This is a genomic window from Apibacter mensalis (genome assembly GCF_001418685.1).
GTDB classification, from domain to species: domain Bacteria; phylum Bacteroidota; class Bacteroidia; order Flavobacteriales; family Weeksellaceae; genus Apibacter; species Apibacter mensalis.
Genome location: NZ_LIVM01000004.1, coordinates 77,940 through 91,404, shown reverse-complemented (window position 1 = coordinate 91,404; position 13,465 = coordinate 77,940). Strand labels below are relative to the sequence as shown.

The window sequence follows — 13,465 nt, the reverse complement described above, 5'->3', positions numbered from 1 at the left end:
CATTTCAAAATTACAACTCTTTTTAATCTATCAAATGATTTATTTATTAATTTTGAAATGTTTAATAAACAATATGTAATGAAAATAAATAAAATAGATAATTCCAGATTAAATAAAATAGATCCCAACGACTCTCCATTTGGTGCTAATATTTCGGATCATATGCTTATATGTGATTATGAAAATGGGAAATGGGGAGAACCGGTTATTATGCCCTATGGGTCCATGAACTATTCTCCTGCTTTAATGGCTCTTCATTATGGTCAAGCAATTTTTGAAGGAATGAAAGCATATAAGGATAAAAATAATGAGGTTTTTTTATTCCGACCTGAAAAAAATTTTGAACGGTTTAATGAATCAGCAAAACGTCTGGCTATGCCTCAAGTACCTAAAGAAATTTTTATTGACGGACTCTATGCCTTAATTGATTTAGACCGTGATTGGATTCCTACAAAACCCGGAATCTCTTTATATATTCGCCCGGTTATGTTCGCTTCAGAAGAAATGTTTTCAGCTAGGATATCTAATAAATATACCTTCGCAATTATGACGTCACCTGCGGGAAATTATTATGATAAGCCTTTAAAAATTAAAATTGAGGATTATTATACCCGTGCAGTCGATGGCGGTGTTGGTTTTACCAAATGTGCCGGTAATTACGGAGCTTCTTTTTATCCTACTTTTTTAGCAAATAAGGAAGGTTTTGATCAGGTTATATGGACTGACAGTAAGAATCATGCATATTTTGAAGAATCCGGAACTATGAATGTTATGGTAAGAATCGGAAATACTATTTTTACCCCTCCTACTTCCACAACGATTTTAAGCGGTATAACCAGAGACAGCTTAATAAATTTAGCTAAATATCACAATTTGGATGTGAAGGAAGAAAGAATATCTGTTGATAATATAGTTAACGCATATCAAGAAGGCAATTTAAAAGAAATTTTTGGTTGTGGTACTGCAGTGGTTATATCTAGATATTCTCATTTGGGTTATAAGGATACTCTAATGGAATTGCCTCAATTACCAGATGAAGAAAGTTATGCTGTTTTTCTTAAAAAGCAGTTGGTGGGAATTCAAACTAATGAAATTGATGATCCTTTTGGATGGAGATATAAAATATAAAAGTTTATATATTTTTTAAATAAACAAATTAACTTTTTACTAACTTCTGGCACAACCTGTGATTCAGAAGTTTTTTTTATCTATGAATTTATTCAACATTAAGTCTATATATAAATAATGAAATTTAAATCAACAAGCAAAATCCAATTTGTATTCATAGGTATTTTATTCTTATTAAATATTTTTCAATCAATAACTCTTCCTTTAATTGATGATGAAGCCTATTATTGGGTTTGGTCTAATAATTTAGATTTTGGCTATTATGATCATCCGCCAATGGTTGCTTTATTTATTAAGGCAGGGTATTTGCTTATCAAAGGAACCTTAGGGGTTAGATTAATGTCTATTTTATCCTGCATAGGTGTTTATATTATCTGGATAGTAATTCTTAAACCTAAGACATTAAAAGATAATTATTTGTTTATTGGTCTTTTTGGATCAGTCGGGTTTTATCAAACTTTAGGGTTTATATCCACTCCCGATGCTCCCTTGCTTCTATTTAGTTCATTATTTTTATGGCGATGGAAAACATTCACTGAAAAACACAATTTAATAAACACTCTACTTTTAGGAACATCCATGGCACTTACCATGTATTCTAAATATCAAGGAGCTTTACTGATAGTTTTTACCCTTATACCCTTTCTTCCCTCTTTACTAAAAAATAAATGGTTTTATTTTAGTTTGTTAATCTCATTAATTTTATACTTTCCTCATTTATTTTGGCAATACGAACATGATTGGGCATCAATAAAGTATCATTTTTTTGAAAGAAACAAGCAAAAATCTTTTAGTTATCCATTCATTAAATGGATACTCGGTATTCTTATTATAGGTAATCCATTACTTATATATTTTTATGGAAAGAGTATTTTCTCTCGTTTGGATAGAAATAAACCGTGGATAAAGTCTTTACAATGGGTAAGTTTTGGAGGAATTCTTTTTTTTAGTTTATTTTCATTTAGCAGGGTCATTCAGCCTCAATGGAACCTCATCATTTATATCGCTCTTATCCCATTGACTTATATAACCTTTAAAGGAAAAAATATTACTTGGATTTCTCGTCTGTCTTTTACTTATATAATTCTATTATTTATAGTAAGGATATCCTTATTTTTTCCTGCAATTATTTATAGAACTCCCATGTACAAATTAAAACAATTTGTAATGAATGCTGAAGAGGTAAATGAGGGCATAGCCATTTTCGAACGCTACCAAAAAGCTGCTGCATATAATTTTTATACTCAAAAAACTTCTTATTGTCTACAAGTTTATACTCACAGACGTTCTCAATACGATATATGGAATGCAGAACAAAAAATTCAAGGAAAAACGATTACATTTTTTGGATTGGAAGAAATATCACCTGTTTTTATTAAGGATGAGGACGGAAAAAATGAATATTTTAAAACAGTAGATGATTTCCATTCTTATTCAGAAATAAAATGCGAAGTTCAACCTACTACCTTATCATCTGAAGACACTTCACAAACAATCGATGTAAAATGGATAAATCCTTATTCAAAAGAAATTAGCTTGGGGAAAAAAACTAATCAAGAAATATTTTTCTTATTCGTTAAAAATAAAACATTCGAGCAAGAATATATTATTACCATCAACGATAATATTATTTTACCTGCAAATAAAACTGTTGAAAATACTTTATACATAGATGTGTCTCAAATTTCTCCCGGTGATTATAAAATCTATTTGATTTTAAAACCCTATGGCATATCCGGAAAAATTATCTCTAATGAAATGAACCTCCATATTCTTTAATTCTTTAATTTTTTATTATTTTTGATAAAACATTTTATGGTACTTATTCAAAATATACATAAATCTTTTGGTTCCCTGGAAGTTTTAAAGGGGGTTTCTATTCATATAAAAAAAGGCGAGATAGTTACCATTGTGGGAGAATCAGGTGCCGGAAAATCAACTCTTTTACAGATAATAGGTACTTTAGACAAACCTTCTAATCCGGAAAGATACCATAGCATTATCGAGATTGACAATTTGCCCATTACTCAATTACGAGATAAGGAACTTTCTTTATTCAGAAATCAAAATATAGGATTTATTTTTCAATTTCATCAGTTATTACCGGAGTTTACTGCGTTGGAAAATGTAATGCTCCCCGGAATGATAGCCGGAAAATCTAAGTCAAAATTGGCTAAGAAAGCTAAGGATTTATTAAGTTACCTGAAATTATCTCATCGTTTGGAACATAAGCCCGGCGAACTGTCCGGTGGTGAACAGCAAAGGGTTTCTGTTGCGAGGGCCTTGATGAATAATCCTAAAATTATTTTAGCGGATGAGCCTTCTGGAAATCTTGATTCTACCAATGCTGAAGATTTACACCAATTATTTTATCAATTAAGAAAAGAATTTAATCAGACATTCATAATTGTTACGCATAATTCGCATTTAGCCTCTATGGCCGATAGAAGTTTACTAATGAAAGATGGAACGATAGCAAACGAATAAATTTCTATTAAGATTTAAAATATTCATTATTATGTTTATGTTCTAAAACTAAATAATATTTTGTTTCCGTTTAGATTATAATATTAAAAAATTGTATGATACAACGATATATATTTACATAATTTTATTTATTTTAATCACTAAATGAGCTTTCGATAAAGATATTGATCTTCTATTTTTTATTTTAATTTGCTTCTGTAAATTATTAGAAAATATTTATTTTAACCAATTTCTATTAAAAAAACAAAGCATAAATAAACATTTCCTGAAGCTAACCTTTAATTCTTAATATTCTATTAATTATAACATTATAATTCCATCTATGGAACTGGCTTCTTTATAATATTCCATAACTGAAATAGAATCCGATACATACATAGTAATTGTTATGCTTGTATATTTACCGCTCTTACTTTCTTTCATAGAAAATGAAGCTTCGCTATGATCAAAAATTTTATGCAATTGAGCTACCTTCTTACTTTCCGTCGGAATTATGAATTTAAACATATAATTTCCAGGAAAAATGTGTGCTTTATCTAATTGTTCTTTAAATCTTGCATAAAAATCTTCTGGACTCTCATCATTATTTGCAAATACTTTTATATTGTCATTCTTATTCATAGTAAATCTTAACTCAAATCTAAAGCCAAATAAGATTTATGACAAATTAGCATGATTAAAAATAAATTTATTTATCGTATAACTTATTATATAAATTGATATATTTTTCTTTAATAAATTTTCTTTTTAATTTTAAAGTGGGAGTAAATTCTCCTCCTTCCACTGACCAAACACTTGGAGTAAGCTCAATTTTTTTTATTTGTTCCCATTTTCCTAAACTTTTATTCACTTTTTCGACCTCTTGCATAATTCTATCTTTAATTTCCTTATTATTGGCAATTTCTGCCGGTGAGGATGAATCTATAGGTAAACGTTTGTAACTGATATATTTTGCAATAAAATCGAAATCAGGTTGTATAAGAGCGCAGGGCATTTTTTCTCCGTCACCTACTACCATAGCCTCTCCTATAAATTGTGATTGCTTAAGCTTATTTTCTGTCACCTGTGGAATAATATATTTCCCACCGGATGTTTTAAAAATTTCTTTTTTTCTATCTGTAATTTTCAGGAATCCATCTTTCATATAACCTATATCTCCTGTCTTAAGCCAACCGTCTTCAGTAAATATTTCTTTGGTTTTTTCTTCATCTTTATAATAACCTAAAAAGACATTGGGACCTTTAGTAAGTATTTCCCCATCATCTGCAATTTTAACTTCATTTCCATTCAATAAAGGTCCTACGGTTCCTAATCGAAAAACATCTTCTGTTCTACCGTTGACTGATATAACCGGAGATGTTTCTGTCATACCATATCCTTCCGTAATAACTAACCCTGCTGCATTAAAAATCCTGCATAAATTTTCCGATAAGGCTGCACTTCCACATATAATTAACTGAAGATTATTACCTACTGCTTTTCTCCACTTTTTAAATACTAAAGCATCTGCTATTTTATGAGAAAAGCTAACCGGTTTGAATGGTTCAAATTTTTTAGCTACATTAAGAGCCCATAAAAAAATTTGTTTTTTTATCCAACCTGATGAAGTTCCTTTATTATATATGGATGCGTATAACTTTTCAATTACTCGTGGCACCACAAGAATTACATTGGGCCTAACTTCTTGAAAGTTTGAAGCTAATTTGTCTATTCCTTCAGCAAAATATATTCCATAACATTTATACATAAAGACATAAACAACCATTCTTTCTAATATATGACTAATGGGAAGAATACTTAAAATTCTAAATTTTTCATCATTCTCCATTATAAATCTAGTATGACATCCCATTACATTGGATAATATGTTTTTATGTGAGAGCATAACGCCTTTTGGCCTACCCGTAGTACCCGAAGTATATATTAGGGTTACCCATGTATTAGGTTCTATACTATTTTTTAATTTTTCAACCTCATGCTGATTGGAATCCTCTTCTCCCTTTTTTTTAATTTCCGTCCAATGTGGAGCCCCTTCAATTTCATCGAAGGTAAATAAATTCGTTAGGGAGGGGCAGTTATCCTTTATATTTTGTACTTTATCATATAATTTTTTGTCTGAAATAAAACAAAATTTAGCCTCACTGTTATTTAATATAAAGATTAAATCATCATCACTTATGGTAGGATATATAGGAACACTTACTGCACCTATTTGTTGTATGGCAAAATCCATAATCGACCATTCTGTCCTATTTACTGAAGTAATTAAAGCTATTCTGTCCTCAGGTTTTATCCTATATTTTAAAAGACCTCTACTTACTTGATTAACCTGATCTATAACCGACTTTGTTGAAATGCCTTCCCATATTCCATTTTTTTTAGACGATATGGAAACTTCAATCGGTCTATTTTCTAATTGATAATATAAAATGTCAAATAGCTTAGCGACTTTCATTATGTATTTATTTTAAAGAGCGAAAAATACAAAAAAATAACATATTAGCAAAAATCGTCTTTCATTTATAACTAATAATTAGAAATAAAAAATCAATGATTATATCTTATGTGGATGAAAATAGTTTAAAACTTACTTATTATAAGTAATTAGTTTTCGTATTTTTAATTTTCTTTATAATTAAATCTTTTTATTAATTACCATTGGAATAAAGGTCTTGAATCCATCATTGCATTGACTTCTTTTTTTACTTTATCTATTACGATTTTATTTTCCGGATCAGCAATTACTTCATTTATAAAATCAGCGATCTTTATCATATCGTCTTCTTTGAGCCCTCTGGTGGTAACGGCTGCTGTTCCCAATCGAATTCCGGAAGTTACAAATGGGCTTCTATCATCATAGGGAATCATATTTTTATTACAAGTTATATCTGCTTTCTCTAACGCCTTCTCAGCGGCTTTACCTGTAATATTTTTATTATGCAAATCTATTAACATAAGATGGTTATCTGTTCCTCCTGAAATGATATTAAAATTTCTTTCGATCAGAGCTTTGGATAAAACTTGAGCATTTTTAACTACTTGATGTGTATAGGTAAGATATTGATCACTTAATGCTTCAATAAATGTTATTGCTTTAGCTGAAATTATATGTTCTAAAGGCCCTCCTTGAGTACCCGGAAAAACGGCTCCATCAATAACTTGGGACATCATCTTCACCTCTCCTTTTAATGTTTTATATCCGAACGGATTTTCAAAATCTTTACCTAACATAATCATACCTCCTCGTGTACCTCTTAAGGTTTTGTGAGTTGTAGTGGTAACTATATCACAATATGGTAATGGATCTATTAATATACCTTTCGCAATAAGGCCGGCCGGATGGGATATATCAGCCATTAAAACAGCTCCGATTTCATCTGCAACTTCTCTAAATTTTCTATAGTCAAAATCTCTTGAATATGCTGATGCTCCAACTATAATCATTTTAGGTTTTTCTCGCCTTGCTGTTGCTGCCATATCATCATAGTTAATTCGTCCATCTTCTTTATTTACTTTATAAAAAACCGGATTATAATTTAATCCTGAAAAATTAACCGGAGAACCATGAGTAAGATGTCCGCCATGTGCCAAGTCTAATCCCATTATTGTATCACCGGGTTTTAAACATGCAAGTAATACGGCTGCATTAGCCTGTGCTCCGGAGTGCGGCTGAATATTAACATAAGAAGCACCAAATAATTTTTTAGCGCTATCTATTGCGATTTCTTCTATCTGATCTATTATTTCACAACCTCCGTAATATCTTTTTCCCGGATATCCTTCCGCATATTTATTAGTTAGTACTGAACCGGCGGCTTTCATTACTTCTTCGCTGACAAAATTTTCTGAAGCTATCAATTCAAGCCCTTTTGTTTGTCTTTCTTTTTCTTTTTCGATCAGTTCAAATATTTTTTTAGTTTCCATAACATAATTTAATTTATTTTCTATATGATTTTTCCCAATTCCATGCATCTCTAACCATATCTTCCAGAGAATACTTGGCATTCCATTTTAAAATTTGATTGGCCTTATCACAGCTGGCATAAATACTTTCTATATCTCCATTTCTTCTGTCTCCTATTACATAAGGAACTTTAACCTTATTAATATTTTCGAAGGTATTTATTATTTCTAAAACGGAACTTCCAATTCCTGTTCCTATATTGAATACATCATACGATAATTTACCATAATCGTTAAGAAGATAGTTACAAGCACTTACATGAGCTTTGGCCAGATCAACAACATGAATATAATCTCTTACGCAAGTTCCATCGGCTGTATTATAATTATTACCGAATACGGTTAATTCTTTTCTAATACCAAAAGCAGTTTGCGTAACAAATGGCATTAAATTATTGGGGATGCCTTTAGGTAATTCACCGATTAATGAAGATTGATGGGCTCCCACCGGATTAAAGTATCTTAGAGATAAAGCATGCAACCTTCCTGTAGCAGAAATTTTTTCTAATATATCTTCTGCCATTTGCTTAGTACTTCCGTATGAAGATATAGCTTTTTGATTGGGAGATTTTTCAGTAACAGGTAATTCTTTGGGCTGTCCATACACTGTTGCAGAGGATGAAAAAACAAATTTTCTTACTTTAAATTCATGCATAACTTCTAACATGTTCATAAGAGATATTAAATTCGTCTTAAAATACATAAGAGGAATTTCCATAGATTCTCCTACTGATTTTTTCGCTGCAAAATGTATACAAGCAGAAATTCCTTTATTTTCCGAGAAAACTTGCTGTAACTTCTTATAATCACATATATTATGGTTATAGAACTTAGGTTTAAATCCTGTAATTTTTACTATCCTGTCTAATATAAATAATTCTGAATTACTTAAATCATCAATAATTATCGGTTCAAATCCTGATTCGATCAATTCAACTACCGTATGAGAACCTATAAATCCTAAGCCTCCAGTAATTACAATTTTAATTTTATTCATAAGTCATAAAATTTTATCTGAACATTTATTTATAAATTTTAGCTCTCTTTATCCTGCTTTTATATATTACGTCCGTAAGCATTGGTACCTCTTCTACTTCCACATTATAAGTATCTAAACCTAATGCAGCTGTGTCTGATATCCCTATACATTTTACTATATTATAAAATCGTAAGATAAATCTTTCTTTTAATGAAAACAAATACTCTTGATTAAAGACTCTGTCTATAAGGACATATTTAAAATCTGCAGGAATATCATATTTTTTTAAAGATGGATAATTACTCGATAAGTCTATCTTACCTGAAATTTTTAAATCTTCAAGCACCTGGCTAAAATATATATTTATTAATGGTACTACTTTAAAACCTAACTTAAAATTAACTTTATATAGTGTATTAGGTATTAATTCTAATACATCGTATTCAAAAGTATAGGGATTTGTATCATTTTCGACTCTAAGGAACCAATAGTAATCTGCCCTCTTAGGATGTTTGTTGATTATAGAGAATAATATTTTAGCTTCTATTTCTTCTGAATTACTTGCCCTGCTTATATAAACTAAATTGGTAGAATATTTCGATATATCCTTATCTGTTTTCATATCTTGTATAGTAGGTAAATAAGGTTTTATATTAACATATTGTACATATTTATTCTTTAATTTACGTCCGTTATACCAAATGTACATACTGAAAGCTATTAATCCAGCCAATATCATGGTAATCCATCCCCCTTCTTCAAATTTCAAGGCATTGGCATAGAAAAATCCTCCCTCAATGATAAAATACACAAGTGCAAATATTAAAATAAAAAATATATTTACTTTCTTACCATACAAATAGAAGAGCAGTAAAATGGTTGTCATCAGCATGGTTATGGTAATTGCTAATCCATAGGCTGCCTCCATTTTTGAAGATTCTTTAAAATAGAATACAACAGAAATACAGGATATGAGTAATCCCCAATTTATGGCAGGAACATACATTTGTCCCTTTTCATGCGTGGGATATTCTATCTTTTGTCGCGGCCAAAAATCTAATGACATTGCCTCACTGAAAATAGTATATGAACCTGTAATTAAAGCCTGACTTGCAATGACTGCTGCTAAAGTTGACATTCCTACCCCAATGATTACAAAACTTTCAGGCATCATCATAAAAAATGGATTTCCTCCACTAGCAGCCTTAACCGGATTTGATAAAATCCATGCACCTTGACCCAAGTAATTAATTATTAAACAAACTTTTACAAAACCCCAACTCATCCTAATGTTTTTAATACCGCAATGTCCTAAATCGGAATACAGTGCCTCTGCTCCAGTAGTACATAAAAATACGGCACCCATTATTAGCAATATCATATGCTTTGCTTCTAATGCAGTCTGAGCGCTATCTTTTACAATAAGCATTAATTTAACTGCATAATAGGGATTTATTGCCTTTATTACATATAAATTAGGAATAAATTGGATAATACCCAATAGTAATAGCATGATAAACCATAGAGTCATTATAGGGCCATAAAATTTTCCTATAGATTGTGTTCCAAATTGTTGTACAACAAAAAGAACTATAAGTATAAAAATGGTTATGGGTATCACTTCTGTGTGTGGATTATAACTTTTTAATCCCTCTACAGCTGACATGATTGTCATTGAAGGTGTTATTACTCCATCCGATACTAATGTTGCTGCTCCTAAGATGGCTATTATATATAAACATTTGTTCTTCATTTTTTTAACTAACGAATACAGGGCTAAAATACCCCCTTCACCATTATTATCAGCCCTTAAGGCAATTATTACATACTTTAGGGTTGTTTGCAATGTTAATGTCCAAATTATACAAGATAAAGCCCCTATAATAAAATCTTCGGAAATTTGATCTGTATGATTGGCGGCAACTATAGCTCTCATTACATATAAGGGTGAAGTTCCTATATCCCCAAAAACAATTCCGATGGTAACTACTAAACCTAAAAAGGTAAGTTTAGATCTTTTAGAATCTTTCTGCTGCACAATTAGTTATTTTAATTTACTACTAATTTGCAAAGTTATATTTTTTTTAGGTTAAAAATTTTTTTATATACTGTTAATTTAATTAAAATATGAGAATATATTTAGCCCATTATTTTAACTCAAGAGTTGCTAATACCGGATAATGATCTGAAAAATTAACGTTTCTATCTACATAACATAATTTTGATTTAAAATCATTATTTACAAAAATATAATCTATTCTAATAGGATAATAATAATCATAAAATGTCCATCCCAGACCTTTTCCACTTTTTTCAAATACATCTACCAAATCTTTTTTTAAGGTAAAGTATTCGTAAGACAAGGGCACAGAATTAAAATCTCCACATACAATTACGGGATAGGGTGATTCTTTTATATATTTGGTAAGTAAATCTATTTGAACTTCATGTTTTTTAAACCCTTTTAATAATTTATCAGTTATTATTTCTAAGTTATTTTTTAACTGTGCTATAGTACTGATTTTAAAAATATTTTTATTAAGATACATAGGCTCCAAATATATGCTAAAGCATCTAATTATATCTTGATCTTTTTGAATATCTACCATACCTGCAAATCCATTATTCGGTAGAATTATTTTTTGTTCATTTATTATTGGATATTTCGATGATATTCCAATCAAATCAAAGGCAGCATTATATCTTTCTGCTAAAAATATTTCTTTTGATCTCCATTGCCTAGTATATATCTCATGAAAAAATGCAATATCAACATCTTTTTGTGTAATATAGTTTTCCAGTGCTTGTAAATCTTTATTATTATTTGCGTATCTAATATTATAAGTTAAAATTTTAAGCTCATTATTTGTGATTTGCTCATGATTTGCTTCCCCAAGATGAACAAATTTTTTTATAGGAAATAGTAGAAAGAAAGTAAATATAAAGAAGGGAATAAAAACCTTTTCTCTTTTTATAATCCAGTATATAGTAAACAAAAGATAAATAGCAATTAATATAGGATATATAAGAGCCAGTAAGCCTAAATAAGGAAATATTTTAGGTTCAATAAATTTATTTAAATACGTAATACACAACAAAATAGCTATCACGCTATGTATTATAAGAAATAGATACTTTAATTTACTATTATTTATAAAAATCATTTTCGGCAATATTTCACTTAGATGAATTAAATAAAAATTCTTTTTCTTGTTTTGTTAAACTATCATATCCGCTTTTAGATATTTTATCCAATATAGTATCAATCTGTTTTTGTTTCTTAACTTTTATAGAGTTAAATTCTTCGTCGGATAATGGTCTTGTATGGTTCGACTTATTTTTCTCTTGTTTGTTCTTTTCAATTTTAAATTTAGGTTTAAATAACTTATTAAAGTAAGAAGCCATATTCTTTTCAAATTTCTTAAAATTAAAAATTGAAAGTTCTAGAAAATCATTTCCTTTTTGAAAAACTTTCATATAAAAAAATCCAAAAGTTGCAGCTGTTATTCTCGCTATAAATATTCCTATTAGCTCACTAAAGTTTATTAAAGAAATAATGTCGAAAAATAAAAACACTATTCCAGCAACATAAAGCGGCATTTGATAAGGTATAGGGAACAAAGATATTTTCATTTTAGGATCATATGAAATTATTGCAAACAAGCAACTATAAGCCCCTAATATACTTCCTCCTAAAAAGCTATATTCCTGACCAGATAATACATTAGAAATTATAAAGGCTAAACATCCTGTTAAATTTCCACAAATAAAAAATTTAAAAAAACTTTGACCGTTAAAATAAATTTTGAAAATTTTTTCCACAAAATAAATAATCATTGCGGTAACAATCAAATCCAAAGGATTATTGTAAATAAAAGGGAAAGTTATAATTGTCCAAACAAAGGGGAATATATTATAGGCAGATACTAATAAATATGAGGTTATTGAAAAATCAAATATTTCAATTGAAATAAAATTTAATGTCCAATATATAAATGAGGATAATACGGATATAAAAATAATTTTAAATCCTTCTGTTCCTTTTTTATAATAATCATATATGTTTACTATCCTTTTATCCATACAATTAATTTAGTTCCAACGATATCTGTTTTTCACCCAATGACGGGTCATAAAATATCCGAAAACGGCTCCGCCCAAATGAGCAAAATGCGCAACATTATCCCCCTGCGATTGCTGTAGTCCTAAGTAAAGCTCTAATAAAACCATGATTGGGATAAAATATTTTGCTTTCATAGGAATGGGGGGAAAAATTAACATTAATACAGAATTAGGAAACATAACTCCAAAGGCAACTAAAATTCCATATATGGCTCCACTGGCTCCCACCATTGGAGTAACTAAATCTATATAAAGCTTACTTGCTGCATATTGATCTGTACCTTTGGGTAAAGTATTTAACCAGGCATATGCTTTTTGTTCCAAATTATTATTTGTTATTTCATAACTTAATTTCGCATATTTACTTACCTCATTTAAAGGAACATTGGCAGAAACTAAAGAATCATATACTTGCTTAAATTCAAAATAATTCACCATGTTGAATAAAGCAAAAGCTCCTAATCCACAAACGAAATACAGTATCAAATATTTTTTGGGTCCTAAGGATTGTTCCACAGCTGATCCGAACATCCACAATGAAAACATATTGAAAAAAAAGTGCGTAAATCCTCCGTGCATAAACATATGTGAAATGATTTGGTACCAATGAAAATTGGGTGAAAGTGGAAAATATGCACCGAAGATAACCGTTAAATCTATTCCGCGAACGGACAATATATATGTTCCTATAAAAAATATGGTATTTAATAGTAAAAGATTTTTAGTTACCGTAGGTATCGCTCTATTCATTATTTTTAGTATTTTAATTATTTTGAATGGATTTTT

11 protein-coding genes are annotated in these 13,465 nt (G+C 29.6%); 3 read left to right on the top strand and 8 right to left on the bottom strand.

Annotation, left to right across the window (positions count from 1 at the left end):
* Positions 1–78 precede the first annotated feature (78 nt).
* The 3 genes from ASC36_RS03835 to ASC36_RS03825 all read left to right on the top strand — a co-directional run bounded on the left by ASC36_RS03835 (position 79) and on the right by ASC36_RS03825 (position 3,615).
* Entirely contained in the window at positions 79–1,128 is a 1,050-nt protein-coding gene (locus tag ASC36_RS03835) for a branched-chain amino acid aminotransferase (RefSeq protein ID WP_055425171.1), read from the top strand.
* Between the two features lie 117 nt (positions 1,129–1,245).
* On the top strand, positions 1,246–2,907 hold the full coding sequence (locus tag ASC36_RS03830; RefSeq protein ID WP_055425170.1) for an ArnT family glycosyltransferase: 1,662 nt from the start codon (positions 1,246–1,248) through the stop codon (positions 2,905–2,907).
* A gap of 36 nt (positions 2,908–2,943) precedes the next feature.
* The gene (locus tag ASC36_RS03825; RefSeq protein ID WP_055425169.1) at positions 2,944–3,615 is read left to right on the top strand and encodes an ABC transporter ATP-binding protein; all 672 of its coding nucleotides are present in this window, start codon (positions 2,944–2,946) and stop codon (positions 3,613–3,615) included.
* 300 nt (positions 3,616–3,915) lie between these two features.
* On the opposite strand, the gene ASC36_RS03820 is transcribed toward ASC36_RS03825, so the two are convergent.
* The 8 genes from ASC36_RS03820 to ASC36_RS03785 form a co-directional block, all read right to left on the bottom strand.
* On the bottom strand, positions 3,916–4,236 hold the full coding sequence (locus ASC36_RS03820; protein WP_055425168.1) for a DUF493 family protein: 321 nt from the start codon (positions 4,234–4,236) through the stop codon (positions 3,916–3,918).
* Between the two features lie 67 nt (positions 4,237–4,303).
* A complete protein-coding gene (locus ASC36_RS03815) occupies positions 4,304–6,070 on the bottom strand; it encodes an AMP-dependent synthetase/ligase (RefSeq protein ID WP_055425167.1) in 1,767 nt (588 codons plus the stop codon).
* Positions 6,071–6,267: 197 nt separating this feature from the next.
* Positions 6,268–7,539, bottom strand: coding sequence for a serine hydroxymethyltransferase (gene glyA, locus ASC36_RS03810; RefSeq protein WP_055425257.1), 1,272 nt, complete (start codon positions 7,537–7,539; stop codon positions 6,268–6,270).
* Between the two features lie 13 nt (positions 7,540–7,552).
* Positions 7,553–8,575: a UDP-glucose 4-epimerase GalE gene (gene galE / locus ASC36_RS03805; RefSeq protein WP_055425166.1), complete on the bottom strand. Its 1,023-nt coding sequence runs from the start codon at positions 8,573–8,575 to the stop codon at positions 7,553–7,555.
* A gap of 25 nt (positions 8,576–8,600) precedes the next feature.
* The gene (locus ASC36_RS03800) at positions 8,601–10,595 is read right to left on the bottom strand and encodes a KUP/HAK/KT family potassium transporter (protein WP_245630734.1); all 1,995 of its coding nucleotides are present in this window, start codon (positions 10,593–10,595) and stop codon (positions 8,601–8,603) included.
* A 109-nt stretch (positions 10,596–10,704) separates the two neighbouring features.
* A complete protein-coding gene (locus ASC36_RS03795) occupies positions 10,705–11,667 on the bottom strand; it encodes an endonuclease/exonuclease/phosphatase family protein (protein WP_167336868.1) in 963 nt (320 codons plus the stop codon).
* A 67-nt stretch (positions 11,668–11,734) separates the two neighbouring features.
* On the bottom strand, positions 11,735–12,640 hold the full coding sequence (locus ASC36_RS03790; RefSeq protein WP_055425163.1) for a rhomboid family intramembrane serine protease: 906 nt from the start codon (positions 12,638–12,640) through the stop codon (positions 11,735–11,737).
* A gap of 9 nt (positions 12,641–12,649) precedes the next feature.
* Positions 12,650–13,429: a rhomboid family intramembrane serine protease gene (locus ASC36_RS03785; RefSeq protein WP_055425162.1), complete on the bottom strand. Its 780-nt coding sequence runs from the start codon at positions 13,427–13,429 to the stop codon at positions 12,650–12,652.
* Between the last annotated feature and the right edge of the window lie 36 nt (positions 13,430–13,465).